The sequence below is a fragment of the Meiothermus sp. QL-1 genome (genome assembly GCF_003351145.1).
Lineage (GTDB): Bacteria > Deinococcota > Deinococci > Deinococcales > Thermaceae > Meiothermus.
This window is the reverse complement of record NZ_QQSV01000001.1, coordinates 371,421-396,963: the sequence shown is the minus strand read 5'-3', so window position 1 is coordinate 396,963 and position 25,543 is coordinate 371,421. Positions and strand designations below refer to the sequence as shown.

Genomic DNA, 25,543 nt, shown 5'->3' with positions numbered 1-25,543 from the left:
TTCTCACCGAAGCGCACCTTATACTTCGCTCTGGAATGTTGCAGCGTTATTTGTTGCGCGAAACGTTGTCGTTGTATCTGCTGGGGGTGCTGCTATTCGTAGGTCTGATTACCTTCGACCTGCTCTCCTCGCTCTCGGGGGCTTTCTTGCGAGCCAAAACCCCACCTAGCGAAATAGCCCTGATAGTGGCCTACCGGGTGCCCCACACCCTGGGCATCGCCCTGCCCTTGGGCCTGGTCTTCGCCCTGCTGGTGGCGCTGGCCCGCTGGATCCGCCAGTCCGAGCTCAAGGCTGCCTACGCCGGAGGGGTGCCCCCCCTGCGCTTTATCGGACCTGTGCTGCTGGTGGCGAGCCTCGTGGGGGGGGTGGTCTTCTTGAACGAGGGCTGGGTCAAACCCATTGCCCAGGAGCGCTTCGAGGCCTTGCAGTACAAGATTTACTATGGCTCGGAGCCCTCTGGGGTGCTCAGCGAGCGCACCTACACCCCCAAAGGGCTCGGGGTCTACTACGCCCAGCGCATCTACCCCTCGGCCGAAGGAGCCCGGCTCGAAGGCATCCGGGTGATAGAGCCCGGCGGGGCCATCTGGAGCGCAGAACGGGGCACCTGGTTGGAAGGGGCCTGGCGGCTGGAGAACGCTTACCGCGTAGACCCCAGCGGCCAGGTCTTCCAGGAGGCCGTTCACCCCCTGCCCTTTCCCGTGGGGGTGGAACCCAGGGCCCTTTCCTATGAGGCCATGCCCCTGCCCCAGCTCTCCGCTGCGGCCAGGGCCGACCCCGCGGCGGTTTTTCCCCTGGCCCGGCGCTACGCCAACGCGGTGGGCACGGTGGTGCTGGCCTGGCTGGCGGTGGTGGTGGGACTTGCTTTGCGCGAGGCGGCCTGGGCCTTCATAGCCGTAGTAGCCCTTATCTTCGGCTACTGGACGCTCTTCACCTTCTCAGCCCAGCTCGCCCGCTTCGACCTGTGGAGCGCCTACGGGGCCTGGCTGCCCAACCTGGTCTACGGCGTTTTGGCCCTCCTGGGCACTTGGAGGCTGGCCCGATGACCACCCTTGACCGCTACCTGGTGCGCGAGGTGGGGGCCTCGCTGCTGGGGGCGCTGGCGGTGGTGGTGCTGGCCCTGCTGGGCGGGGCTTTGTATGAGGTGCTGGCCCCCCTGCTGGCCCGGGGGGCCGACCCGCTGGTGGTGAGCCAGTACCTGGCCTTCCGGGTGCCCGAGGCCCTGGTGCGGGGAATGCCGCTGGCCTTCTTGTTCGCGCTTTTGCTGGTGCTCTCGCGCATGGGCGAGGAGTCGGAGCTCAAGGCCATGCTGGCGGGCGGCATCCCTAAGCTGCGGGTGCTCTTCCCCATCCTGCTGATGGGCACCCTTCTCTTCGGCCTGGCGGTTTTGGCCGCCGACAGCCTGGTGCCCAGAAGCCTGCAGCAAGGGCAGAGCGTCCTGCGCCAGGCGGTGTTGCAAAAGCCGCGGGCCCTGCTGCAGCCGGGGAGCCGGCTGGTGGATGCCTACGGGCGCATCGTGTATGTGGGCCAGGTGGGCGAGGGCGTTGGGGAGGTGCGGGTGATTACCGCCGAGGAGGTGCTCATAGCCCAGCAGGGCCGCTTCCAGGAAGGGGCTCTGGTGCTCTCGGAGGGGCTGCGGGTAACCTACGAGGGGGCCCGGCCCCGCACGGTGGCCCGCTTTGAGCGGGCGGTGGTGCCCCTGGTGGAGCTATCCCTCGAGCCCCCCGGGGGGCTTTTCAGCCTCACTGTGGCCGAACTGCGCCAGCGCATCGCCCAGTACCGCGCCCAGGGCCTGCCCTACCACGCCGAGCTCACCGCGCTGCATCGCAAATGGGCCGAGCCGGCGGCGGTCTACGCCTTCGCCCTCTTCGCCGTGGGGCTGGCCTTTTTTCTGCTGGGGGGCAGCCGCAGCCTGGGGATGCTGGGGGTGGTGGTGCTCACCTTCATCTACTACGCCACCTGGAGCGTGGGGCGGATCATGGGCGAGCAGGGGGTGATCCCGCCCCTTTTGGCCGCCTGGGGGCCCAACCTGCTCTATGCCATTGCCGGGCTGGTTCTTTTGCGGGTAGGGCGGCGATGAGGTGCTGGGGCCTCCTCGTTTTGCTTCTTTTGAGCCTGGCTTCGGCCCAGGAAGGGGGAAAGCGGCTAAAAATTCTGGAGGCCGAGCGGCTGGAGCTGCGCAACGAAGAAGGAGAAGAGCTCATCATCCTGCTGGGTAACCCGGTGCGGATGGACCGGGATGGTGAGCGCATCGAGGCCCCCCGGGTGGTCTACAACCGCACCCGCAAACGCCTGCTGCTTCTGGGCGGGGTGCTCTACCAGGACAAGCAGGGTCAGCGCATCGAAGCTGCTGAGCTGGAGCTTTACACCGGCGACGAGAGCTTTGAGGCCATCGAGGTCAGGATTGAGTCGGGCGACTTCTACCTCACCGGCCCGGTCTGCCAGCGGGCTGCAGGGCAGATCCTGCTGCAGCAGGGCTACCTCACCCCCTGCGAGCGCTGCGAGCACGAGGTGGCCGACTACGCCTTCCAGGCCCAGGAGGTGCTGCTCTACCCCGGCGACCGCATCATCGCCCGGGGGGTCTGGGTTTTGCTGCGTGGGGAGCGGACTTTGTACCTGCCGGTGCTCCTTTTCTTCCTGAACGAGCGGCGCCCCAAGCTGGAGTTCGGCCAAAGCGACGCCGATGGGGTGTTCGTGCTGGCCGACCTGCCCTACGTGAGCGATTTTGGCATCGGGTTCACCCTGCTGCGCTACTTCGAGCGCCGGGGATGGGGCTTCGGCTTCGACCACTTCGGGGTAGGGGCCGCGGCAGAGCGCTACCAGTTCCTCTACCTGCCCCCGCCCGCCGGGGTGGTCCCGCCTGACAGCGACCCGCGCAAGGATGGTATTTTCAAATATCGTTTCAGCTACAAGCTGGAAGAGCCCGGCTGGCGGCTGGAAGGTCTGGTGCTGCGCGACGACGCCCCCCAGGTTGAGCCCCGCTTCCTGGCCGGGGCAGGGGGGCAGCCCGACTACACCACCTTTCTGCTGGAGGCCGCCACCCGCCAGGGCGAGCCCCTCTACCGCTTCACCCTGGACGGCTACATCGACCACAACCCCCTGGCTCCCCCCAACGAGCGCTCCACCCCCCAGCGCCTGCCAGAGGTGGAGGTGAGCTTTCCCCGGGGGCTCGAGGGGGAGTTCCGCCTCACGGGCCGGCTTTTGCTGGGCTACTACCAAGCCCCGTCCAACCCTCTGAACCGCTCCGCCAGACGGCTTGGCCCCTACATCGGCGCCGGACGGCTTTGGGTGGAGCACCGTGAAAGCTACCGGCCTGCTCCCCCGTGGCCGGGCCTCAGCTTCAGCGTGGAAAATACCTTCATCGGGCGCTACTACAGCACCCAGAACCAGGACGAAAACGGCAACCCCACCGAGTTTGAGCGGCTCATCCGCTGGGAGACCCGGGCCAGCCTGGGCCAGCGCCTGGGGCCTTTTAGCCTGAACCTGAACGCCAGCCGCAGCGTGGTGGAGGGCGAAACCCCCTTCCAGTTCGACTACGAGCGGCCGCGGAGGGCAAGCTCCATCGAGGGCAGCCTGGGCTTCAACCCCGACCCCCTCTTCTCCCTCACCGCGCGGGTGAGCCGCGACCTGGAGAACAACCGCTTCGACCCCCCGGCCGAGCTGACCCTGGGCTCCAGGCCCCTCCCCTGGCTCAACCTCACCGCCCGGGCTGCTCGCGACCTGGAGCAGGGGCGCTGGGACCTGCTGCGCTCCAGCCTGGCCCTCACCCCTGCCCCCTTCAACCTGAACCTGGTCTACGAGCGGCAGCTCGAGCTGGGCCTCGACCGCCTCCTAAGCCTGAACCTGGGCTACAGCCCCCTTCCCTTCAACTTCTCCTTGCGCACCGCCTACCGCTACTGGGACGTGCAGGAAAAGGAGAGCCGGCCCCCCGCGCAAATTCCCCTCATCGCCCGCTTCGACCCCCTGGACCTCTCGGCCAGCTACAACCCCCCCGGCAACACCCTGGCCCTCGCCCACAGCCGCGACCTGAACAACGGCCAGGCCATCCGCACCGAGGCCAACCTGTTCTTCCAGGACCCCCCCAACAGCCTCCGCCTGCGCCTCGGCTTCACCCACCCCTACACCCCCCTCCCCTCGACCACCAACCCCAGCCCCACCCCCACCCCGGCCCTGCTGGACGGGCTGTTCCAGCTCACCCTGGGCCTCCACACCCTGGCCTTCGCCCCCACCATCGGCTTTGCCCCAGGCAGCGAGAGCCGCTTCCGGCTGAGCTACCTGTACAGCGCCGACCTGCTCCAGGCCGACCTGCTTTGGGGCTACCAGGGCGGCGTCTTGCGCAACCCCCGGCTCAACCTGCGGCTGGCGGTGCGCGAACCCGAGCTCTTTCTGAGCGAGCTCTCGGCCGAGTTCCACTTCCCCGAAGCGGAAAATCCCCTGACCCCGGAGGACGACACCCTGGCCTTCCTCCGCTTCCTGCGTCTAAATGGGGAGTGGGAGGTCTGGCCTGCCCCGCTGCGGGCCGAGGACCCCCCGGGCCTTTCGCTGCAGGGCTTCTTGAGTCTGGAGCGCCGCCTGGATGGCCGTTTCCGCGTGGCCCTCAGGGAGTTCGGCCCCACCTTCAGCTTCATGGGCCTGGAAAAAACCCGCCTCTTCTTCCGCATCGTCTACAACGCCCCCGAGGAGGGGCGGGAATTCCTGCTGCCCAACCTGGAGGGCACCCTGCTCCGCCCCCGCTTCGAGGTGGTCGTCGACCGCTGCTGCTGGGCCTTTAGGACCAGCCTGGACACCCTCAAGCAGGAGCTGCGCTTCGCCTTCGCCCTGGGGGGCAACGCCGCGGAGTTCCTGCTCAACCCCACCAACCTGGTTCTACCGGGCAACATCCGCCTGCCCGTGCCTGGAGGCCGCTGATGCGCAAAACCCTCCTTCCCCTTCTCCTGCTCCTCGCCGGCTGCACCGGCAGCAGCGAGGAACCCACCCGGGCCCTGCTGGCCGTGGGGGTTGCCACCCTCACCAACAACCAGCCCGGCACCCCCGCCGAGATTCGCTTCTACGAGACCCGCACCCTGCAACCCGGGAGCACCGACCCCCCCCGACGGGTGGGAAGCTGGCCCTTGGATGCAGCACCGGTGGCCCTTTTCTACCGCCGCAGCCTGGAAGGGGGCAACGACCAGCTCTGGGTGCTCACCCCTGACCGCCTGCGGCGCTACAACGCCAGCCTCCTCCGTCTCGACAGCGTGGGCAGCCCCAGCTTGGACGGCCTGGACGTGCCCCTCAACACCGACTGCAGCCGGGGCTATTTGCGCCCGGGGCAAAGCCGCCTGCTTTTGGTCTGTCCCCCCACCGACCAAAGCCGGCCCATCGAGGCCTACCAAGCCTGGCTCATCCCCTACAACGCCACCACCCTGCCCGATTCCATCAACTTCTCCGACCCCAACCTAACCCGGCTGGATGCACCTGCCCGGCTGGCCCTGGGGCCCAGCGACCAGCTCCTCTACCTCACCCCAAGCCAGATGGGCCGCTACGACTTCACAAACCCCTACCTCGAGCGCACCTTCACCCGCAGCGCCGCCACCCCCACCGACCTGATTTTCGCCGGCAACCTGGCGCTGGGGCTGATGGACGACAACGACCCCACCACCACCGACACTGCGCTTCTCACCTGGAACCTGAACCCTGGGAGCGAGGTGCAGTTCTTTCGCGACAGCAACATCGCAGCCCGCCGCTTCGCCAACGGGGCCCCGCCTCTGCTGGTGCTGGGCACCGGCCTGGCCCGCTTTGCCGAGGGGTTCCAGATTCCTCCGGAAAGCGTTTTGTCCCGAAACACTCGCTACCTCGCCGCCACCACGGCCCAGGACCAGTTCCTCTACCTCACCCGGCAGGATAGCCCCGCCCTTAGCGTCATCGACCTCACCCTCAACCTCGCAAGCCTGAGCGCCTCCGCCCTGCGCACCTCCTTCCTGGGCAGCTTCCAGGAGCGCCTGGTAGACCTGGCCTTCATCCCCGTGGAGTAGGTACCCTGGGGCCATGCGAATTCACCACGTCGCCCTGGTCGTGGAAGACTTGGAGAAGGCCGCCCAGCCCTACCTGCGGCTGGGGTATACCCTGGAGGCCCAGGGCCGGCTGGAGGGGCTGGAGGTTTGGATGCTCAAAAGTGGGGCAAGCCGCATCGAGCTTCTGCAACCCATCCAGCCCCACACCGCCGCGGCCCGCTTTCTTCGGAAGCGGGGGCCTGGGCTCCACCACCTCGCCCTCGCCACCCCCCATTTGCAGACCACCCTCGAGCACCTGGCGGCCCAGGGGGCCCCTCTGCTCGAGCCCAGCCCCCGCCCGGGCCTTGGGGGGCCGGTGGCCTTCATTCATCCGCGCTGGGCGAGCGGGGTGCTTTTGGAACTGGTCGAGACCCCCGAATAAACGGGTGATAGGTCCGCCAGGCAGCCAGCATCAGGGCGAAGCCCAGCCCGGCCAGCAGCACCAGGTAGACGTAGCGCTCCAGATGGGGAATCCTAGAGCCCACAAAGTAGGCCAGCAGGGTTAGGCCCTGGGTCCAAAGGAGGCTACCCATAAAGCTCAGCAGGAAAAAGCGCGGCCAGGGCATCCGCACCGCGCCGCACAAAAAAGGCACCATCGCCCGAAAGACTGGAACATAGGGGCCCAGCAAAAGCGAAAGGGGACCAAAGCGGGCCATAAAACGCCGGGTGCGCTCCACGTCCTCCTCCCGCACCCGGGCCCTTCGCAAAAGAGCTGGACCCAACCTGTGACCCAGGTAATAACCCAGGTTGTTGCCCAGCACCGAGCCCAGCAGAAGGGCCAGCAGAGCCGGCGAAAGCCCCAGCTTCCCGGCTGCAGCCAGAAGCCCCACTGCAATCAATAGCGAATCGCCCGGCAGGAAAAACCCCACCAAAAACCCGGTCTCTACGAATACCGTGGCGAAAATTCCCAGATACCCAGCCGCCTGCACGTAAGCCGATATGTCCACACCCCCACCCTACGGCATGGGAGCAGCGCCAGGCAACCCACCGGGCCTACGGGACGGGCGGACCTCCACAAACCAGGCCCGGCAGGAAGAGAACCCCGGGTGCACCCTCAAGCGCTTTTGGGGGCTAGCGCGGTGGAAAGATCTGCAGCTCCACCACCCGGCCCCTGGGGCTGCGGCTTGCCGCATAGACCAGGCTTTCGCCGATTTCCATGGGGTCCACCCAGGCCATGGGGTCGGCCTCGGGCATCTCCTTGCGGTTGGCCGGGGTGTCCACCGCCCCCATGGGGTAGACCACCGCCACCCGGATGGCGGTGCCCGCGAGCTCGGCGTCAAGCGAGCGCAGGTAGGTGGCCACCGCCGCCTTGGCCGCAGCGTAAAGCGCCACCCCCGGGCCCACCCCATTCCAGGCCGCCGCCGCCGAGATGCCGGCGATGAACCCGTCCTTCTGCGCAAGGAGCTCCGGGATCACCGCCCTAGTGGCGTAGAAAAGAGTGCGCATGTTGAGGTCGAACATGCGGTCGTAGAGGCCCGGCTCGCTGTCCTTCACCGGTGCATAGGCGAAGCCGCCCACGGTGTGAATCAGCCCGTCCAGGCGGCCCATCTGGGCCTTGACCTGCCTCACAAGGTGCTCGGCGTCGGGGTAGTGGGTCAGGTTGGCCACGTAGGCCCGGCCCCCATAGCGCTGGGCCCGCTCCTGAATGGTGGTCTCGTAGGCATCGGCAAAGGCCAGCCTCGCCCCTGCCCGGGTAAAAGCCTCGGCTATGGCCCCCGCAATGGCCCCGCCCCCTCCGGTAAGGATGTACACCTTGCCCTCGAGGCTGTGCATGTTCTGCATTATCTCCCCTCCTGAGAACCCCGGCATGTCTTTAGGCTCACATTCGGGGCCATCTGCCCCTCAGGGGATAAAATACCCTTGGTTCTCGGGCCCAGGCCCTGTAAAGGAGAGATATGGCAACCAAAAAGGTCGTGCTGCACCGCCTATCGGGACACCGCTTCGTGGGCATCAACGAGCAGGGTGACAAGGTGATGGTGGATGGCGACCAGCCCGCCACCGGCCTGCGCCCCATGGAGCTTTTGCTGGCCGCTTTGGCCGGGTGCACCGCCTACGACGTGGTGGACATCATGGAGAAAAAGCGCCAGCCCCTGGCCCGCTACCGGGTGGAGGTGGTGGGCGAGCGGGCCGAGGAGCACCCCAGGCGCTATACCCATATCGTGGTCACCCACTACGGCAGCGGGCCCAACGTGACCAAAGAGGCCCTCGAGCGCGCGGTGGAGCTCTCCCACACCAAGTACTGCTCGGTCTCGGCCAACCTCAACGCCGAGATTGAGACCCGGGTGGTGGTAGAGCCCTGGGACTAGAACTCGTTGCGGGCCGCCACCCAGTCCAGCCAGACCTGGCCCCGCGCCCCCTTGTAGCGGAAGACCACGTCGTAAAGGTTGGCGTCCACCGGATGGCGCAGCTCCTCGCTAAAACGCCCCTGGTAGCGCTTGCGCAGGGCTGGTGCCTTCTCCCCGCTGCGGCGAATCTCTACCTCCAAGCTCCCCTGCCGCAGCTCCCCGCTGACCTTCACCTTGATGAAGGGGCGGAGGCCCGTGGCCCGAACCTGGTTGGCCGCCTCGCCCGTGTAGTTCCACAGGAAAACCGGCGTAAACGGCGCGTAGCCTACCGCCAGGCCAAAGCGCTCCGCGTATAGGTAGACCCCCAACCCCACCAGAACCAGTACCAACAGGGCTCGCACTCCCCCAGTATACGGTCCTAACCGGCCTGGGGTTTGGCCTTCCTCAGGCCCATCTCGCGCAACAGCGCCAGGCGCAGCCGGGCTATCTCGGCCTCGATTCGGTTCTGCTGGGCGTCCAGCTCCTCCCGCAACCGGATGATCTCCTCCACCCCGGCCAGGTTGACCCCCAGCTCCTGGGTCAGCCGCCGAATCTCGCGCAGCTTCTCCACATCCCGCTCGGAGTAAAGCCGGGTCTTGCCGGAGGTGCGGCGGGGGGTTACCAGGCCCTCCCGCTCGTAAAGCCGCAGGGTCTGGGGGTGCATCCCCACCAGCTCGGCCGCCACCGAGATGATGTAGACCGGACGGTCCTTGTCGTGGAGGGGCTGGCTTGGGCGCTCCCCCGGCGCTGGAAGGGCTGGGGGGGTCTTGAGGGCCTCGAGCCGCTCTCCCAGCTCGGCCTTGAGCCGCTCCACCTCCTCGCGAAAGCGCTTCTCCAGGGCCCAAAGCTGGTCCCTGAGGCGCATGATCTCCTCCACCCCGGCCAGGTTGACCCCCAGCTCCTGGGTCAGCCGCCGAATCTCGCGCAGCTTCTCCACATCCCGCTCGGAGTAAAGCCGGGTCTTGCCCCCCGAGCGCTTAGGCTTGATGAGGCCCTTGCGCTCGTAAAGCCGCAGGGTCTGGGGATGCATGTCCACCAGCTCAGCCGCCACCGAGATGATGTAGACCGGACGGTCCTTGTCCATATGCCCTGGGGCTAAACGCCCTTGATGGCTATTTTATAGGAAAACCTGATGCCGAAGTTCGCAGGTCTGGTTAGCGTCCCTGGCCCAGGCGGTAGGGCAGGTAGCGGGGGTGCCAGAAGCGCTCGGCCACGTAGGCCTGGATGGCCTCAAAGCTCAGCCCCTGAACGCGCTCCTCCCGGGCCAGGCCTTCCTTGAGGGCCTGGCGGATAACCCGCGCGGCCACGTACTGGCTTACCTCGCGCAAAGCCTGGGTGGGGGGATAGATGCGGTCGGGGTAGTGCTTGGCGGTGTAGTCGTAGAGGGCGTAGGCGGCCTCGAGCACCATCCCATCCGAAACCTCGCGGGCCTTGGCCAGCACCGCCCCAAAGCCCAGGCCGGGGAAGATAAAGGCGTTGTTGCCCTGGCCGATGGTATAGACTTGCCCCTCGAGCTCCACCGGCTCGAAAGGGCTCCCCGAGGCCACCAGGGCCCTGCCCCCCGTCCAGCGCAGGAGGTCCTCAGGTATGGCCTCCGAAGCGCTGGTAGGGTTGGACAGAGGAAAAATAATAGGCCGCTCGGTGTGGGCCTGCATGGCCTCCACGATGGGCCTTGTGAACGAGCCGGGCTGCCCCGAGAGGCCCAGCAGCACCGTGGCCCTGGCCCCCACCACGGTCTCGTAGAGGCTGGGCACCTCCCCCGCCACCGACCAGCCCTGGATGCGCGCGGGATCCTGGGCAAAACCCTCCTTGTAGGCCTCCATCCTCCGCCCCCGCAGCAAAAGCCCTTTGGAGTCCAGCACGAAGATGCGCTCCTGCGCCTCTTCCCGCGATAGGCCCTCTCGGAGCAGGCCGTCGAGGAGCGCCTGGGCCACCCCTATCCCCCCTGCGCCCGCCCCGTAAATCACGATGCGCTGATCGGCAAGGCGCTCTCCTTTCAGGCGGCAGGCCGCCATTACCCCGGCCAGCGTGACCGCCCCGGTGCCCTGGATGTCGTCGTTGAAGGAGGGCAGCACCTTGCGGTAGCGCTCGAGCACTGCAAAGGCGGTGTCCTTGCCGAAGTCCTCCCACTGCATCACCGCATTGGGGTAGCGCTTGCGGAAGGCCTCCACGAAGCGGTCCATAAAGGCAAAGTACTCCTCGCCCGTTAGCCGGCGGTGGCGCACCCCCAGGTAGAGGGGATCGTTGATCAGGTCGGCCCGGTTGGTGCCCACGTCCAGCTCGATGGGCAGGGCCTTGTCCGGGCCAAGCCCCCCTGCTGCGGTGTAGATGGTGAGCTTGCCGATGGAGATGGCCAGCCCGCCAAAGCCCTGGTCGCCGATGCCCAGAATGGCCGAGGAATCGGTGGCCACCGCCAAGCGCACGTCGTTCAAAGGCACGTTCTGCAGGGCCTCCTCGATGGCGTGAATGTTGTCGGTGGAGGCGGTAAAGCCCCGGGGAAAGCGATAGATGTAGGAGAACTGCTTGACCGCCTCGCCCACCGTGGGGGTGTAGAGAATGGGCAGCATCTCGGCCATGTGCTCGACCAAAAGAGCGTAGAAAAGCACCTCGTTGCGGTCCTGCAGGTTGCGCAGAAAGATGTGCTTCTCCAGATCGTTCTCGATAAGGCGGTAACGCCGGTAGTTGCGCTCCTTCTGCTCCTCCATGGTGGTCACATGGGGGGGCAGCAGCCCCTCCAACCCAAGCATCCGCCGTTCCTCGTGGGTGAAGGCGGTCCCCTTATTCAAAAGCGGCAGGCCCAAGAGGAGCGGGCCGGTCACAAAAGGCTCCAAGTAGCGCTTGCCGCGCTCATCCCGTTTGACGTCGTAGTAGCGGCTGACGGTCATATGCGACATGCTAAAGCCTAAAAGCCCCGAGGACAAAATCGCTTGTTTTTACCCCCGGGGGGTGCTAGGCTACTTTCGGTTCTTTGCCCTGGGGCAAGGCGAGGAGGCACCGTGGATGTGAGGGTCGAGGATTCAGCCCGGTGCCCCCCACCGGCTAGTTCTCGGCAACCGTGTGCGGAGCTTCCTTCCGCGATTCGGCAAGGGCCGAACACCGAAGGAGGCCTTCCATGTACGAGAGCGCAACCCCGGCTGAGCTCGAGGCACTCAAAAACGCCCTGGCTGAAAGCGATGCCTTCAAGGTCAAAGCCGCCTTGGAGGAGCTCTACCCCGCCCAGATTCTGGAGCACTGGTCCGAACTGGCCCCTGAGCATCGGCTGCCCATCCTGACCCTGCTCTCCCCCGCCGATGCGGCCGAGGTCTTCAGCCACCTGAGTGAGGCCGAGCAGGCGGAGCTTCTGGAGGCCCTACCTCCCTGGAGGGTCAAGGAGATTCTGGAAGAACTCTCCTTGGACGACCTGGCCGACGCCATCAACGCCGTAGAAGAGGAGAAGAGCCCTGAGGCGGCCGAGGCCCTCCTGCGCCAGCTCGACCCCAAGACCCGGGCCGAGGTGGAGGAGCTCACCGAGTACGAGGAGGACCAGGCCGGGGGCATCATGACCCCGGAGTACATCGCGGTGCGGGACACCATGCGGGTGGAGGAGGTCTTCCGCTTCCTGCGCCGCGAGGCCCCCGACGCTGAGCAAATCTACGTGATCTACGTGGTAGACGGCGAGGAGCACCTCAAAGGGGTGCTCACCCTGCGCGACCTGATCGTGGCCGACCCCAAGACCAAGGTTTCGGAGATCATGAACCCGGATGTGATCTACGTGCGGGACGACACCGACCAGGAGGAAGTCGCGCGCATCATGGCCGACTACAACTTCACCGTGCTGCCGGTGGTGGACGAGGAAAAAAAGCTGGTGGGTATCGTCACCATTGACGACGTGGTGGACGTCATCGAGGAGGAAGCCACCGAGGACATCTACCGGCTGGGGGCGGTGGAGTCGCCCGAGCTGGTCTACAGCCAGTCCGGCGTCCTGGCCCTTTGGAGCGCGCGGATACGCTGGCTCATCATCCTCATCCTGACCGGCAGCATCACCAGCAGCATCCTGCAAGGCTTTGAGTCGGTGCTGGAAGCGGCGACCGCCCTGGCCTTTTACGTGCCGGTGCTGGTGGGCACCGGCGGCAACACCGGCAACCAGTCCAGCACGCTGATCGTGCGGGCGCTGGCCACCCGCGACGTGGGGCTTTCCGACTGGGTGCGGATTCTGCGCAAGGAAGTGGGGGTGGGGATGCTCCTTGGGCTCACCCTGGCGCTTTTGCTCGCCCTTAAGGTTTTGCTGGACGGGCAGGCCCACCTCCTGCTGGTGGTGGGGGTTTCGCTGGGCCTGGTGGTCCTGCTGGCCAACGTGGTGGGGGCCATGCTACCTCTTCTGCTACGCCGGCTTCGGCTCGACCCGGCCCTCATCTCCAACCCCCTCATCGCCACCATCACCGATGTCACCGGGCTCATCGTGTACCTGAGCGTGGCCAGGCTACTCTTGAACCTATGAGGCTTCGCATGATTGTGGAGTGGAGCCTGGGCAGCCCCCAGCGCTTTCACTGGGACGGCCAGAAGCTGGTGCCGCACGACCCCCCCTGGCAACCCGGGTGGGGCCTACCCCCGGTGAACTACGGCCTGGTGCCGGAGTACCACAACCCGGCCGACAACGCCGAGCTGGACGCGGTCTGGGCTGGCCAGGTGGCCATCCCCGCAGGAACGGTGCTCACCGGGGAGGTGCTGGGTATGGTCTGGCTCGAGGACGGCGACCACAAGCTAATCCTGGGCGAGCCAGCGCAGCCGTGGGAGATGGATCTCGAGGGGCTTTTGGCCTGGTTCGCTGGGCGCGGGCCCCGCCTGGCCAGCAAGGAAGAGGCCGTAGGTTTCGTTCAAAGCCTGCCCCGCCGCCCTACGGCCCCTCCAGGGCTAAGGCGTTGAAAAGGTCGAAGAGCAGAAGCCAGGCCCCCTGCACCACCACCGCCCAGCCCGCCCCCTGGCGGGTGGGGTCTGGTTGGGAGGCCAGCCAGAGCCCCCCAGCGATGTAGAGCAGGTCCAGCCCGGCGTTCAGGTAGAGCAGCTCGCGGAGCTGGGCCTTGCTGGGCTCGGGCGCCAGAAGCCCCGCCAGGGCGACCCCGCTGTTGACCGAGGTCCAGGCCGCGCTGGTAAGCCAAAAACCCCGCGTCCAGGGGTCCTGGCTGGCAAGGCCCATCACAGCGCCCGTCAGCGTCCAGGGCACGCTCCAGGCCAGAAGCCGGGTGGAGAGGGCCAGCCCCCGGTAGCCCTCGGGAGCTGGACCAAAGAGGAGGCGCTCCCAGGAGGGCTTTTCCGCGGCCCATGCCCCGCTTGAAAAGGCCCGTTCCTCATTCCAAGCGGGTGCCTGCCCCAAGGCCCCTCCCGAAAGGAGCAAAAGCAGCAGAAGAAGATGCCCGCGCACCCCTCCAGCATCGGCGCCTAGCCTGGCCTCGAGTGCGGCTCGGGCAACACTTTCCCCGGGTTGAAAAGGCCCTCGGGGTCGAAGGCGCGCTTGACCTGCCAGAAGGCCGCCAGGGTCTCTGCATCGAGGGCCTCGAGCATGAAGTCGCGCTTCAAAAGGCCAATCCCGTGCTCCCCCGAGAGCACCCCCCCGTGGCGCAGGGCGACCCGGGCAATCTCGTGCAGCAACGACCAGACCCGCTCTTCCGAGTCCACCCTAGGGTCAAAGAGCACGTTGGGGTGCAGGTTGCCATCACCTATGTGGCCGAACTGCACCACCCTCAGGCCGTACTCCCGGGCCAGGGCCTCGATGGCCCGCACCACCGCGGGAAGGCTCGAGCGCGGCACGGCAATGTCCTCGTTGAGCCGCTTGGGCTTGATGGCCCCGATGGCCGGGGAGATGGCCCGCCGGGCCCGCCAAAGCGCCTCGCGCTCGGCCTCATCCCGGGCTACCCTCACCCGCCCCCCATGCTGCCGGCAGGCCTCGGCCACCCACTCGAGCTCCTCCTCTACCACCAAAGGGTCGTCGCCGTCGGTCTCCACCAGCAAAATCGCCGCTGCTTCGCGGGGCAGCCCCAGCCCCAGATAGTCCTCCACCGCCTGGATGCAGCCCTGGTCCATGAACTCGAGCTTGGCCGGAACCGCCCCTGCCGCGATGGCCGCCGAGACCGCCTCCGCTGCCCGGCCCACCTCGTCGAAGGCGGCCATCAGGGCGCGGGCGTAGCGGGGGGCGGGCACCAGGCGTAGCTGGGCCTCGGTGATGAGGCCCAGCGTTCCCTCCGAACCCACCAGAAGCCCCACCAGATCGTAGGCCTTCCGCTCCACCCGGTGCACCCGCCCCTCAAAGTCCACAAACTCCAGCCCCTCCACATAGTCCCCCGTCACCCCCCACTTGAAGCACATGGGCCCGCCGGCGTTCTCGGCCAGGTTGCCCCCCAGGGTGCTGGTGCGGAAGGAGGCCGGGTCGGGAGGATAGGTGAGGCCGTAGGGCCTGGCCGCCTCGGCCAGCCGGGCTGTGACCACCCCAGGCTGAACCACCGCCCGGCGGGCTTGGGGGTCGATCCGAAAACCGGTCATGCGGGTGAAGGCAACCACGATGGAGGCCCCCAGGGGCACCGCACCCCCGGAAAGCCCGCTGGCGGCCCCCCGGGCCACCAGGGGAAGCCCCACCTGCCGGGCAAAACGCACCACCTCCACCACCTCAGCGGTGCTCCTGGGCAGCACCACCAAGGCCGGGATGGCCCCTACGACGATGCCGTCGTAGGCGTAGTTGCGCCGCTCAGCCAGCCCTAAAAGCACCCGGTCTTTTCCCAGGCGGCGCTGAAGCTCCAGGGCACTATGGGCAGGCTCGGTGTATGCTTTGCGCAGGACAGGTTTGAGGGGCTTTCGGAAGTTAAACGTCACGCCCTCAGCATAACAACTAAGGCAGAGCCCTTATGCGCGTCTTCGCCATCGCCGACATCCACCTCTCTAAGGCCCAGCCCAAGCCCATGAACATCTTTGGACCGGAGTGGGCCGGCCACCCCGAGGCGGTCTTCGAGGAGTGGCGCAGGGTGGTGGGCGAGGACGACCTGGTGATTGTGGCAGGGGACATCTCCTGGGCCATGAAGCTGCCTGAGGCCATGGCCGACCTGGAGGACCTGGCCCGGCTTCCTGGGCGCAAGGTCCTGCTGCGCGGCAACCACGACTACTGGTGGCCCTCCATCAGCCGTTTGCGCCAGGCCCTCCCCCCCCGGATGCATGCCCTGCAGAACGACGCTCTGGTCATCGGGAACCTGGCTGTGGCCGGCAGCCGCGGCTGGGATACCCCGGGCAGCTACCACTTCACCCCGGAGGACGAAAAAATCTACAAGCGCGAGGTAGAAAGGCTGCAACTTTCGCTCAAAAGCCTCAAAAACCAGCACTACGACCACCTGGTGCTGGCCATGCACTACCCCCCCTTTGGCCCCACCGGCGGCCCCACCGGCTTCACCGAGCTCATCGAACGCTACCGGCCCACCTGCGTGGTCTACGGACACCTGCATGGGGCCGACCCCACCCGGCTTCCTCCGAGCTGGGACGGCATTCCCCTGCACTTCGTCGCTGCCGATGCGCTGCGCTTCAGGCCCAAGCTCGTTTTGGAGACCGCCCACAACCCCCAGGGCTAGGGGTATCATCCAGGCATGATCACCGCGTTCGTGCTTATCCAGACCAGCCGCGAGTCCACCGCCGAGACCGCCGAGGCAGTGGCCGAAATCCCCGGGGTGGCGGAGGTCTACTCGGTCACCGGCGAGTGGGACCTGGTGGCCATTCTGCGCTTCAAAGACTTCGAACAGCTCGACGATATCGTGACCCTGGGGCTGCGCAAGCTTAAGGGCATCGAGCGCACCCAGACCCTGCTGGCCTTCCGGGCCTACTCGCGCAGGCTGCTCGAGCAGGGCTTTAATATCGGCAACGGAGGACTTTGAGGCCCCTGTATGTTCCGCCTCATGCTCCTCGTCCAGGGCGGGCTGCTGGGCTTTGGCGCGCTCTGGATGGGGCTGGCCGGCTACCCTTTCCTGCGAAGCCCCGATCCTTTACGCGACAGCCTGGCCTTCTTGCTGCTTTTTTACGCCCTGATGGGCCTGGAGGCCGCCTTTGCTCGGCTTTTCCCCAAGAGTTTCCGCGCCTCCGAGGCCCTGCACGCCCAGCTCGGCCTGCTGATGCGCAGCCAGGGCATCACCCACCACCAGGCGCTGGTGCTGGCCCTGGCCTCGGGGGTGGCCGAGGAGGTCTTCTTCCGAGGCGCTGTTCAAAACGTGCTCTTCGGCGGCTGGATGGGGGTGGTTTTGCAAGCCGCGGTCTTCGCCGCCTTCCACCCGGTGCCCGACCGCAAGGCCTGGGTCTATCCCCTCTTCATTTTCTGCGGGGGGCTTCTGTTCGGGGCGGCCTACCACCTCACCGGCAGCCTGATCCCGGGCATCCTGGCCCACTACCTGCACAACGCCCGAGGCTTCTACCAGCTCCTGGACCGTCCCCGCTGAATCAGCCTTCCAGCCGCAAAATGCCCCGCTCGAGCGCCACCGTCACCGCGGCGGTGCGGTCGTCGACCCCCAGCTTGCTGAAGGTGTGGAGCAGATGGGTCTTGACCGTGGCCTCGCTGATCTTGAGCTTTCGGGCAATCTCCTTGTTGGAAAGCCCCTTGGCCACCAAGGAGAGCACCTCGATCTCCCGCACCGAAAGGTTCTCCTCCACAGGCCCCCGCATCCGACCCAGCAGGCGCGCGGCCACCGGGGGCGAGAGCACCGACTCCCCTCGAGCGCAAAGCCGCACCGCCCGGAAAAGCTCCTCGCGGGGAACGTCCTTGAGGAGGTAGCCGGTAGCCCCGGCCTCGATGGCCCGCAGAATGTCGCGGTCGGTGTCGTAGGTGGTGAGCACCAGCACCTCCACCTGGGGAAAGCGGGCCCGGATCTGCCGGATGGCGCTCACCCCGTCGAGCCGGGGCATCCGCAAGTCCATCAGCACCACCCGGGGCGCAAGCCGCTCCACCGCCTCCAGCACCTCCTGTCCATCGGCCGCCTCCCCCACCACCTCAAAATCGGGCTGGGAGGAGAGGAGCCCCAAAAGCCCAGCCCGCACCACCGGATGGTCATCAGCCAAGAGGATGCGAATCCGGTTCATACCAGCTCCGCCTGCTCGGTCCGGGGAAAGAGCGGAAGGCAGAAGGCCAGGGTGGTGCCGTGGCCCGGCTCGCTCTCCACCGTCATCTGACCCCCCAGCGCCTCCACCCGTTCCCGCATGAAGCGTAGGCCAAACCCCCCCGCCGAGGCGGGCAGCAGGCCCACCCCATCGTCCTGCACGTCCAGCAGAACCATGTCCCCCAGGTACGACAGCGTCATGGTGACCTGGCGGGCCTGGGCGTGTTTGCGAACATTCGCCAGCGCCTCCTGGGCGATGCGCAGCAGACTCACCTCCAGCGCGGAGGGAAGGGCCTTGGGCTCCCCGGAGAAGTTGAACTGGGCCCTAATACCGCTCTCCTGCTCAAAGCGCCGCACCAGGCGGTGAAGGGCCTCGAGCAAGGTGCTGTTCTCCAGGATCTCCGGGCGCAGGGCATGGACCATGCGGCGGGCCTCGGAAAGCCCCTCGCGGGCCGCAGCCTGGGCCTGCTCGAGGTAGGGGCGCACGGGGGCCTCCCGCTCGGTGGCCATCTCGGCGGCCTCGAGCTGCAACACGATGCTGGCGAACCCCTGGGCCAGGGTATCGTGAATCTCGCGGGCCAGCCGCTGGCGCTCCTCTAGAACCCCCGCCTGGCGCGAGGCCTCCTCCAGCTCCCGTCGGGTGCGCTCCAGCTCCTCCCGGGCCCGGGTCTCCCGAATGAGCATCTCCAGGGTGAAGAGGGCGTACCCCGCATACAGAAGGGTGATGAAGACGAAAAAAGCCAGGGCCAGGTTGGGGTACTCCGCCGGGGTCTGCACCGCGCTCCAAGCCGCATTGCCCTGGGGCCCTTCGCTCGAGAGAATCTCGAAGGTAATCTGCAAGGGCTCGTGCCGGGCCCACCAGACCGAAAACCCCACCAACCCCAGCACCAACCCCATCACCGCCCACAAGGGCAGCCAGTACCGGGCCACCACCGGGATGAGGCCCAGAGCCAGGAAGGGCAGGTAGTTCTGGCTAAGCCAGACCACCACCAAAAGCCCCACCCCTCCCAAAAGCAGCCCCTCGCCCAGCGTGCGCCGCCCCGGGCGCAGGGCCCAAAGCACCAGGCCCATCAGCCCCAGCGCCGCCCCCACCCGCCAGGCCACCTGAACCGGGTCCTGCCAGGGCAGCTCCGGGGGCAGGGTGATGGGGCGTGGGGGCACCAGCAGGGTGAAGATGAGAACCGTGAGCAGGTTAAGCGCGGTCAGCACCGCCACGGTGCGGGCTACCGGGCGGTCGGCCCAGAGGCGGAACAACCCCGCGCGCATTGCGTAAATTGTAGCCCAGCTTGATGAGGAGGAAGCATGTCCAAGGTTACCCTAGCCCACCGCTACACCGCTGCCAACGCTCGGTTCAAAGCTGCTGCCATCGAAGCTGGCTGGCTTTCCTTCCAAAACAGGGCCGTCACCATCCGGCTCTACCTGCCGCGGCTTACCCGGCTCGAGCAGAGCTTCCTGATGCGCGAATGGCTTCTGGCCCTGGGCCTGGTTGGACTCTTTGTGGGCTTTACCAGCCTCCTTCTGCGCTCGCTGGGCTGGCTCGACCTGCCGGCGCTGCTGCGGCTCAGCCCAGGGCTTTTGGAGTATGGCGCGCTGCTGGTTGGGGGTCTGGCCCTTCTGGCCTACTTCCTCTTCCCCATCCGGGTGCTCTACCTCTACGACGGCCACAGCAACCCGCTTTTGGTGACGGGCAGCCGCAAGGCCATCGAGGAGCTGGGCCAGACCCTGTGGCGCCACCTCGAGGCCTTGCGCAAGGAGGGCAGCCTACATGTTCTCGATTAGGGCCCGGCCAAACTCGCTGCACTTCAGAAGGGTCGCCGGCCGCCCCTCGGCCTGCATCAGCCGGTGGAAGTCATAGGTCACCCGGCCCTGGGCGATGGTCTTGGTCATGGCCTGGATGATAAGGTCGGCGGCCTCGGTCCAGCCCAAGTAGCGCAGCATCATCTCGCCGGAGAGAATTACCGAACTCGGGTTAACCTGGTCCTTGCCGGCGTACTTGGGGGCCGTGCCGTGGGTGGCCTCGAAGACCGCATGCCCGGTGGCATAGTTGATGTTGGCCCCAGGGGCGATGCCAATCCCCCCCACCTGCGCGGCCAGGGCATCGGAGATGTAGTCCCCGTTCAGGTTCAGGGTGGCAATCACGCTGTACTCGGCCGGGCGGAGCAGAATCTGCTGCAGGAAGTTGTCGGCAATCATGTCTTTTACCACGATCTGCCTCCCGGTCTTAGGGTTGGTGAAGGTCTGCCACGGCCCCCCGTCCAGGTCCACCGCCCCGAACTTGCGCCTGGCCACCCCATAGCCCCAGTCGCGGAAGGCCCCTTCGGTGAACTTCATGATGTTGCCCTTGTGCACCAGGGTAACCGAGGGCAGGTCGTTGTCCACCGCATACTGCAAGGCCGCCTCTACAAGCCGCTCGGTGCCCTCCTGCGAGACCGGTTTCACCCCAATACCCGAGGTCCCGGGGAAGCGTATCTTTTCGAATTCCTTGGGGAACTCGGCCCTAAACCACTCCAAAAAGCGCTTTACCTCCGGGCTGTCCTTGGGAAACTCGATGCCCGCGTAGATGTCCTCGGTGTTCTCGCGGAAGATGACCATGTTGACCAGCTCCGGATGGCGCACCGGGCTTGGCACCCCCTCGAACCACTGCACCGGCCGCACGCAGGCGTAAAGGTCGAGCTCCTGCCGCAAGGCCACATTGATGGAGCGAATCCCGCCCCCCACCGGGGTGGTCAGGGGCCCCTTGATGGCCACCAGGTACTCCTGAATGAACTCGAGGGTCTCCTCTGGCAGCCAGATGGGCTCCCCGTAGACCTGGTTGGCCTTCTCGCCTGCATAAATTTCCGTCCAGGCAATTCGCCGTCGACCCCCGTAGGCCTTGGCTACCGCCGCATCGAGCACCGGCTGGGCTGCTCGCCAGATATCCGGTCCGGTTCCATCGCCCTCGATGAAGCCGATGACGGGCTGGTCAGGCACCTGGAGTTTGCCGTTTTGGATGGTGATCCTCTCGCCCCTTGCTACCTCAATCTTCCTGTAGGCCATAGCTTCCAAAGCATAACAAAAGGCCACAAGAGGAAGGAAACGCCCCGCACGAGGAGCTATGCTTGGGGTATGCGCCACTGGCTCATCAAGTCAGAACCCCACACCTACAGCATCCATGACCTTGAAAAGGAGGGCACCGCCCTTTGGGACGGGGTGCGCAACTACCAGGCCCGCAATTACCTGCGGGCCATGCAGGTGGGCGACCTGGCCTTCTTCTACCACTCAAACGCCCATCCCCCCGGGATCGCGGGGCTCTGCCGGGTGGTGGAGACCGGCCTGCCCGACCCCAGCCAGTTCGACCCCGCCTCGCCCTACTTCGACCCCAAGAGTCCACCGGAAAGCCCGCGCTGGTGGACGGTGCGGGTGGCCTTCCTGGAAAAGTTCGAGCCCCTCATCCCCCTGGCACGGCTGCGAGAGCAGTTCACCCCCGAGGAGCTTCCCATCCTGCGCCGGGGCAACCGCCTTTCGGTGATACCGGTGGAAGCCCGGGTGGCTGAGCAAATCCGGCGGATGGTCCAGGGGGGCTAGGTACATTTATCCGCCCGCTTTCTGGCATACTACCGAAAAGTATGGAGCCTCTCCGACCAATTTGGCTGCTACTCGGCTTCTCCTTCGCTGGCCTCGGTTTCCTGGGCGCCGCGGTACCGGGCATGCCCTCCACGGTCTTCTTCATACTGGCCGCCTACTTCTTTTCCAAAAGCAGCCCCCGCTTCCTCAACTGGGTCCTGAACCTGCCCAAGGTAGGGCCCATGGTGCGCGACTACCGCGCAGGCCTTGGAATGCCGCGAAAAGCCAAGGTGCTGGCCCTTTGCATGCTGAGCTTCTTCGCCCTTACCAGCGCCATCTTCCTCGTGCCGGTGTTCTGGGTCAAGGTGGTGGTGCTGGTGGTGGGGGCCGTGGGCTTTTGGTTCATCCACAGCCGGATTCCCACCAAGGAGCTGGTGCTGGCCCAGCACAAGGGCAACGCCTAGCGCGGCACCACAAAGGTATCCGCCACCATATCGTGCAGGGCCTGCCGGTCGCGGTCCCAGAACATAAGCAAAAGCCCCAGGTTCAGCACCATGGCGTTGAGCCAGCGGCCCAGGCTCTCCCGCAAAAAGGCCTGGGCAAAGGTAGGGTTCTGCCGGCGGTAGTTGACCACCCGCAGGCCCAGCATCTCTTTGCCTATGGTGGCCCCGGTGCGCACCAGGGGCAAAACCGCGTAGGTGAACCAGGCCAGGGGCGAAAAAATACCGAACAGAATGAGTCCTTCTATGGAGAAGTGATGGCCGGGGTAGCTGGGAGGAAAAAGGGCGTTGATCGAGCGGACCAGGCCAAACTGCAGCCCGGCCATCACCACCAGGTCCACCACCCCCGCCATCAGCCGGCGACCAAAATAGCTCAGGGAAGGATACACGCCACTTTTAATCTAGCGCCTTGGGGCTAGGCTGGCAGTGTGCCGAACCGCCTAATTCACGAGACCAGCCCCTACCTGCTGCAGCACGCCCACAACCCGGTGGACTGGTACCCCTGGGGGGAGGAGGCCTTTGCCAAGGCCAGGGCCGAGCACAAGCCCATCTTCCTCTCGGTAGGCTATGCCACCTGCCACTGGTGCCACGTAATGGAGCGGGAGAGCTTTGAGGACCCGGAGATCGCCCAGATGCTCAACGCCCACTTCGTGCCCATCAAGGTGGACCGAGAGGAGCGGCCCGACGTGGACCAGGTCTACATGACCGCCCTGCAGGCCATGACCGGCTCGGGCGGCTGGCCGATGAGCATGTTTTTGCTTCCTGACCTGCGCCCGTTCTTCGGCGGCACCTACTGGCCGCCCGAGGACCGGCATGGTCTGCCGAGCTTCCGCCGGGTGCTCATGGGCATCCACCAAGCCTGGCTGCACCAGCAGAAGGAGGTGCTGGAGAACGCCGAGCAGCTTACGGCTTTCCTGCAGGGCCAGCTCAGGCCCAAGGCGGGGCCCCTGCCGGAGGGCCTACACGGGGAGGCTCTGGCCCGGCTGCTCCAGGCCGCCGACCCGGTGCACGGAGGGTTCGGCGGGGCCCCCAAGTTCCCCCAGGCCCCTCTTCTGCTCTACCTGCTCAGCCTGGCCTGGCTGGGCCACTCCCCTGCCAGGAGCCACCTGAAACTCACCTTAGACAGAATGGCCCAGGGCGGGCTTTACGACCAGGTGGGGGGTGGGTTCCACCGCTACGCGGTGGATGCCATCTGGCGGGTGCCCCACTTTGAAAAAATGCTCTACGACAACGCCCAGCTAGCCCGGCTTTACGCTGCGGCCAGCCTGTTTTTCGGAGGGGAGGAGGGCCGGTTTTACCGGCGGATTGCCTGCGAGACCCTGGAGTATGCGCTGCGCGAACTGCAGGGGCCCGGGGGCGGCTTCTATGCCGCGCAGGACGCTGACTCGGAAGGGGTCGAAGGACGGTTCTACGTCTGGTCGCTTTCGGAGTTCCGCGAGGTGCTGGGGGCCGAGGCCGAGGCGGCGGCCCGGCTCTTCGGGGTCTCTGAAGCAGGCAACTGGGAAGGGACGAACGTGCTCGAGCGCCGCTACCCCGAGGCCGTGCTGCGACAGGAGCTGGGGCTAGGGGAAGCGGCCTATGAGGCCTGGGTCGAGGAGGTACGCCGAAGGCTGTTCGAGGCCCGCCGGCGGCGCGTGCCCCCCCTCACCGATGACAAGGTGCTGGCCGACTGGAACGGGCTCATGCTGCGCGCGCTGGCCGAGGCGGGGCGCTGGCTCGAGGAGCCCCGCTACCTCGAGGCTGCCCGCCAAAACGCCCGGTTCGTGCTGCGCGAGATGTGGCAGGACGGGCTGCTGCGCCATAGCTGGCGCCAGGGCAGGCTCAGGCCCCAGGCCTACCTGAGCGACCAGGCCCACTATGGGCTGGGTCTTCTGGCGCTTTTCGAAGCCACCGGGGAGGTCGAGTGGCTCGAGGCCGCCCGCCGGCTGGCCGAGGCCATCCTGGGCCACTTCCGGGAAACGGGGGGCGGGTTCTACGACTCGCTGGACGACACCCTGCCGGTGCGGGCCAAAGACCTCCACGACGGGCCCTACCCCTCGGGCACCGCGGCCGCGGCCGAGCTTTTGCTCCGCCTCTCGGCCCTCTACGAGGAGCCGGGCTGGGCCGAGGAGGCTATGCGGGCCATAGAGCTTTGCGCCCAGAACCTCCTGCGCTACCCCCTGGGCCATGCCGCTCTGCTCCAGGCCCACCTGGTGGGCAGCCAGGGTTCGGAGCTGGCCGTCGTGCTGCCCTCGCACCTGGCCGGGGCCCGGCGCTGGTTCCTGCCCCTGACCACCCTGGCCTTTGGGCCGCCCGGGGCCCTGCCCGTCCTTCGGGGCCGCCAGCCCGGGCTGGCCTACCTCTGCCGCCGGGGGGCCTGCCGCCTGCCCACCGAGGACGAGGCCAGCCTGAGGGAGGAGCTGCAGGCCCTCTACCCGAAAAGCCAACCGGTATCATAGGGCTCGGCCCTATGCGCTACTTCAGCACCCGCGACCCGCAAAAAACCCCCCTCAGCTTCGAAGAGGCCCTGCTGGGGGGCCTGGCCCCCGACGGGGGCCTCTACCTGCCCGAGGCCATCCCGCGCCTTTCGGGCCCCTGGCGCCGGGCCGCCTCTTTGGCCGAGCTGGGGGTGGAGGTCCTGAAGGGGTGGCTCCAGGACCCCCCCCTGGCCGAACTCGAGCCCCTGGTGCGGGAGGCCCTGGACTTTCCCGCCCCCCTGGTGAGGCTCGAAGAGGGCCTCTACGTGCTCGAGCTCTTCCACGGCCCCACCCTTTCCTTCAAGGACTTCGGGGCCCGCACCATGGCCCGCCTGATGCAGCACTTCCTGCGAAAACGCGGCGAGCGCCGCATCATCCTGGTGGCCACCTCGGGCGACACCGGCAGCGCAGTGGCCGACGGTTTCGCCGGGCAGGAAAACATCGAGGTGGTGCTCCTTTACCCCAAGGGCCTGGTGAGCGAGGTGCAGGAGCGCCAGCTCATCGTAAAGCGGCCCGGGGTGCGCACCTTTGCCGTGGAGGGCACCTTTGACGACTGCCAGCGGCTGGTCAAGAGCGCCTTCACCGACCCCGAGCTGAAGCACCTGCCGCTGAGCAGCGCCAACTCCATCAACATCGGCCGGCTTCTCCCCCAGGCCCTCTACTATCTGTGGGCCGCGGCCCAAGGCCACCTGGAAGCGGCCAACTTCTGCGTGCCGAGCGGCAATTTGGGCAACCTCACGGGTGGGGTGCTGGCGGCCCTCATGGGGCTGAGGGTCCCCCGCTTCCTCGCCGCCCACAACGCCAACCCCTATTTCCCCGACTTCCTTGCAGGCCGGGCCGAGCCCTTCCGCTTCCCTCCCACCGTTCCCACCCTGTCGAACGCCATGGACGTGGGGGCCCCCAGCAACTTCGAGCGGCTTTACCACCTTTTAGGCCCAGAGCGGCTGCGGGAATGGGTCTGGGGCACCACGGTGAGCGACCCAGCCACGCTGGAGCGCATGCAGCGCACCTACGAACAATACGGCTACCTGGCCTGCCCTCACACCGCGGTGGGCCTCGAGGCCGTCCACCGCTACCGCATGTACACCGGCGACCCCACCCCCATTGTGGCCCTCTCCACCGCCCACCCGGCCAAGTTTCCCGACGCGGTACGAAAGGCCTTGGGCATAGAGCCCCCCCAGGAGGCCCGCCTCGAGGCCCTCAAGGACCGGCCCGTCCAGGTAGAACCGCTACCCCCCCGGCTGGAGGCCCTCAAGGCCCGCTTGCTCTAGGTATTATTGAAGGGGTGCCGCATGGAAAAAAGCAAGGGAAAACCAAACAAGGAACCCTTTCCCGGGGCCTACTTCCTGGGCCTCGCCATCACGCTGGGGCTGCTGCTGGTGGTGGTGGCGGTGGGGGCCGGGCTCTCCCCCGCCCTCTCGGGCTTCCTGGTGGCCCTGATGCTGGGGCTCACCGTCAACCCGAAATACGCCATCGGCTTCCTCTGCGCCGGGGTCTTCGCCGCCCTGATGGGCTTCGCCGGGCAGGAGCCACAGGTGGCCTGGGGGGGGCTGGGGCTCATACTGGCCAGCCTCCTGGTCTGGCGCTTTGTGAAGGGGTAGG

The 25,543-nt window shown here is 66.7% G+C and carries 28 protein-coding genes; 17 read left to right on the top strand and 11 right to left on the bottom strand.

Annotated elements, in window-relative coordinates; genetic code table 11:
• Window positions 1–35: 35 nt before the first annotated feature.
• From DV704_RS01995 to DV704_RS01975, 5 genes are read left to right on the top strand one after another with little or no spacing between them, the layout of a single operon-like run.
• A complete protein-coding gene (locus tag DV704_RS01995) occupies window positions 36–1,043 on the top strand; it encodes an LptF/LptG family permease (RefSeq protein ID WP_114797865.1) in 1,008 nt (335 codons plus the stop codon).
• Complete coding sequence (locus DV704_RS01990) at window positions 1,040–2,077, top strand: LptF/LptG family permease (RefSeq protein ID WP_114797864.1); 1,038 nt, start codon at window positions 1,040–1,042, stop codon at window positions 2,075–2,077. The genes DV704_RS01995 and DV704_RS01990 overlap by 4 nt, the downstream gene beginning before the upstream one ends.
• Complete coding sequence (locus DV704_RS01985) at window positions 2,074–4,905, top strand: LPS-assembly protein LptD (protein WP_233498205.1); 2,832 nt, start codon at window positions 2,074–2,076, stop codon at window positions 4,903–4,905. Before DV704_RS01990 ends, DV704_RS01985 begins: the two co-directional genes overlap by 4 nt.
• The gene (locus DV704_RS01980) at window positions 4,905–6,008 is read left to right on the top strand and encodes a hypothetical protein (protein ID WP_114797863.1); all 1,104 of its coding nucleotides are present in this window, start codon (window positions 4,905–4,907) and stop codon (window positions 6,006–6,008) included. Before DV704_RS01985 ends, DV704_RS01980 begins: the two co-directional genes overlap by 1 nt.
• A gap of 13 nt (window positions 6,009–6,021) precedes the next feature.
• Window positions 6,022–6,408 carry a VOC family protein gene (locus DV704_RS01975; protein ID WP_114797862.1) on the top strand — a complete coding sequence of 129 codons (387 nt, stop codon included), beginning with the start codon at window positions 6,022–6,024 and terminating at the stop codon, window positions 6,406–6,408.
• Here the strand turns inward: DV704_RS01975 and DV704_RS01970 are convergent.
• A complete protein-coding gene (locus DV704_RS01970; RefSeq protein ID WP_114797861.1) occupies window positions 6,350–6,973 on the bottom strand; it encodes a DedA family protein in 624 nt (207 codons plus the stop codon). The genes DV704_RS01975 and DV704_RS01970 overlap by 59 nt on opposite strands.
• Window positions 6,974–7,097: 124 nt before the next feature.
• Window positions 7,098–7,835 (bottom strand): SDR family oxidoreductase, encoded by a 738-nt coding sequence (locus tag DV704_RS01965; RefSeq protein WP_233498204.1) that lies wholly within the window; start codon window positions 7,833–7,835, stop codon window positions 7,098–7,100.
• An 86-nt stretch (window positions 7,836–7,921) separates the two neighbouring features.
• Between DV704_RS01965 and DV704_RS01960 the strand changes: the two genes are divergently transcribed.
• Window positions 7,922–8,332 (top strand): OsmC family protein, encoded by a 411-nt coding sequence (locus tag DV704_RS01960; RefSeq protein ID WP_114797859.1) that lies wholly within the window; start codon window positions 7,922–7,924, stop codon window positions 8,330–8,332.
• On the opposite strand, the gene DV704_RS01955 is transcribed toward DV704_RS01960, so the two are convergent.
• The 3 genes from DV704_RS01955 to DV704_RS01945 form a co-directional block, all read right to left on the bottom strand.
• Entirely contained in the window at window positions 8,329–8,712 is a 384-nt protein-coding gene (locus DV704_RS01955) for a hypothetical protein (RefSeq protein WP_114797858.1), read from the bottom strand. The genes DV704_RS01960 and DV704_RS01955 overlap by 4 nt on opposite strands.
• A 17-nt stretch (window positions 8,713–8,729) precedes the next feature.
• Window positions 8,730–9,434 (bottom strand): heat shock protein transcriptional repressor HspR, fused homodimer type, encoded by a 705-nt coding sequence (gene hspR, locus DV704_RS01950; protein ID WP_114797857.1) that lies wholly within the window; start codon window positions 9,432–9,434, stop codon window positions 8,730–8,732.
• Between the two features lie 70 nt (window positions 9,435–9,504).
• Complete coding sequence (locus tag DV704_RS01945) at window positions 9,505–11,235, bottom strand: NAD-dependent malic enzyme (protein ID WP_114797856.1); 1,731 nt, start codon at window positions 11,233–11,235, stop codon at window positions 9,505–9,507.
• Between the two features lie 227 nt (window positions 11,236–11,462).
• On the opposite strand from DV704_RS01945, the gene mgtE reads away from it, so the two are divergent.
• Window positions 11,463–12,827 carry a magnesium transporter gene (gene mgtE / locus DV704_RS01940; RefSeq protein WP_114797855.1) on the top strand — a complete coding sequence of 455 codons (1,365 nt, stop codon included), beginning with the start codon at window positions 11,463–11,465 and terminating at the stop codon, window positions 12,825–12,827.
• 8 nt (window positions 12,828–12,835) lie between these two features.
• Window positions 12,836–13,252 carry a hypothetical protein gene (locus DV704_RS01935; RefSeq protein WP_233498203.1) on the top strand — a complete coding sequence of 139 codons (417 nt, stop codon included), beginning with the start codon at window positions 12,836–12,838 and terminating at the stop codon, window positions 13,250–13,252.
• Here DV704_RS01935 and DV704_RS01930 read toward each other — a convergent pair.
• Together DV704_RS01930 and DV704_RS01925 are read right to left on the bottom strand one after the other, a co-directional pair.
• Window positions 13,224–13,748, bottom strand: coding sequence for a hypothetical protein (locus DV704_RS01930; RefSeq protein ID WP_199489917.1), 525 nt, complete (start codon window positions 13,746–13,748; stop codon window positions 13,224–13,226). The genes DV704_RS01935 and DV704_RS01930 overlap by 29 nt on opposite strands.
• Window positions 13,749–13,765: 17 nt before the next feature.
• On the bottom strand, window positions 13,766–15,118 hold the full coding sequence (locus DV704_RS01925) for an FAD-binding oxidoreductase (RefSeq protein ID WP_369910854.1): 1,353 nt from the start codon (window positions 15,116–15,118) through the stop codon (window positions 13,766–13,768).
• Window positions 15,119–15,222: 104 nt separating this feature from the next.
• Between DV704_RS01925 and DV704_RS01920 the strand changes: the two genes are divergently transcribed.
• Genes DV704_RS01920 through DV704_RS01910 form a run of 3 tightly spaced genes read left to right on the top strand, consistent with a single transcriptional unit; the run spans window position 15,223 to window position 16,788 of the window.
• Window positions 15,223–15,933: a metallophosphoesterase gene (locus DV704_RS01920; protein WP_114797852.1), complete on the top strand. Its 711-nt coding sequence runs from the start codon at window positions 15,223–15,225 to the stop codon at window positions 15,931–15,933.
• Window positions 15,934–15,948: 15 nt separating this feature from the next.
• Window positions 15,949–16,233: an Lrp/AsnC ligand binding domain-containing protein gene (locus tag DV704_RS01915; RefSeq protein ID WP_114797851.1), complete on the top strand. Its 285-nt coding sequence runs from the start codon at window positions 15,949–15,951 to the stop codon at window positions 16,231–16,233.
• 21 nt (window positions 16,234–16,254) lie between these two features.
• On the top strand, window positions 16,255–16,788 hold the full coding sequence (locus DV704_RS01910; RefSeq protein ID WP_233498202.1) for a CPBP family intramembrane glutamic endopeptidase: 534 nt from the start codon (window positions 16,255–16,257) through the stop codon (window positions 16,786–16,788).
• Window position 16,789: 1 nt separating this feature from the next.
• Here the strand turns inward: DV704_RS01910 and DV704_RS01905 are convergent, their stop codons facing one another.
• Both DV704_RS01905 and DV704_RS01900 read right to left on the bottom strand, forming a co-directional pair.
• Window positions 16,790–17,425 (bottom strand): response regulator transcription factor, encoded by a 636-nt coding sequence (locus DV704_RS01905; protein ID WP_114797849.1) that lies wholly within the window; start codon window positions 17,423–17,425, stop codon window positions 16,790–16,792.
• Window positions 17,422–18,708, bottom strand: a complete 1,287-nt coding sequence (locus DV704_RS01900) for a sensor histidine kinase (RefSeq protein ID WP_114797848.1) — start codon at window positions 18,706–18,708, stop codon at window positions 17,422–17,424. The genes DV704_RS01905 and DV704_RS01900 overlap by 4 nt, the downstream gene beginning before the upstream one ends.
• A gap of 36 nt (window positions 18,709–18,744) precedes the next feature.
• On the opposite strand from DV704_RS01900, the gene DV704_RS01895 reads away from it, so the two are divergent.
• Window positions 18,745–19,221, top strand: a complete 477-nt coding sequence (locus DV704_RS01895) for a hypothetical protein (RefSeq protein ID WP_114797847.1) — start codon at window positions 18,745–18,747, stop codon at window positions 19,219–19,221.
• Here the strand turns inward: DV704_RS01895 and icd are convergent.
• Window positions 19,204–20,478 (bottom strand): NADP-dependent isocitrate dehydrogenase, encoded by a 1,275-nt coding sequence (gene icd / locus DV704_RS01890; RefSeq protein ID WP_114797846.1) that lies wholly within the window; start codon window positions 20,476–20,478, stop codon window positions 19,204–19,206. The genes DV704_RS01895 and icd overlap by 18 nt on opposite strands.
• 69 nt (window positions 20,479–20,547) lie before the next feature.
• On the opposite strand from icd, the gene DV704_RS01885 reads away from it, so the two are divergent.
• Window positions 20,548–21,006 (top strand): EVE domain-containing protein, encoded by a 459-nt coding sequence (locus tag DV704_RS01885; RefSeq protein WP_114797845.1) that lies wholly within the window; start codon window positions 20,548–20,550, stop codon window positions 21,004–21,006.
• Between the two features lie 41 nt (window positions 21,007–21,047).
• The gene (locus tag DV704_RS01880) at window positions 21,048–21,449 is read left to right on the top strand and encodes a YbaN family protein (RefSeq protein ID WP_114797844.1); all 402 of its coding nucleotides are present in this window, start codon (window positions 21,048–21,050) and stop codon (window positions 21,447–21,449) included.
• Here the strand turns inward: DV704_RS01880 and DV704_RS01875 are convergent.
• Complete coding sequence (locus DV704_RS01875) at window positions 21,446–21,874, bottom strand: RDD family protein (protein ID WP_233498201.1); 429 nt, start codon at window positions 21,872–21,874, stop codon at window positions 21,446–21,448. The two genes, DV704_RS01880 and DV704_RS01875, sit on opposite strands and share 4 nt — an antisense overlap.
• Before the next feature lie 39 nt (window positions 21,875–21,913).
• On the opposite strand from DV704_RS01875, the gene DV704_RS01870 reads away from it, so the two are divergent.
• Genes DV704_RS01870 through DV704_RS01860 form a run of 3 tightly spaced genes read left to right on the top strand, consistent with a single transcriptional unit; the run spans window position 21,914 to window position 25,542 of the window.
• A complete protein-coding gene (locus DV704_RS01870; RefSeq protein WP_114797843.1) occupies window positions 21,914–23,923 on the top strand; it encodes a thioredoxin domain-containing protein in 2,010 nt (669 codons plus the stop codon).
• Between the two features lie 11 nt (window positions 23,924–23,934).
• Window positions 23,935–25,212 carry a threonine synthase gene (thrC, locus tag DV704_RS01865; protein ID WP_114797842.1) on the top strand — a complete coding sequence of 426 codons (1,278 nt, stop codon included), beginning with the start codon at window positions 23,935–23,937 and terminating at the stop codon, window positions 25,210–25,212.
• Window positions 25,213–25,233: 21 nt separating this feature from the next.
• Window positions 25,234–25,542: a hypothetical protein gene (locus DV704_RS01860; protein ID WP_114797841.1), complete on the top strand. Its 309-nt coding sequence runs from the start codon at window positions 25,234–25,236 to the stop codon at window positions 25,540–25,542.
• Window position 25,543 lies beyond the last annotated feature (1 nt).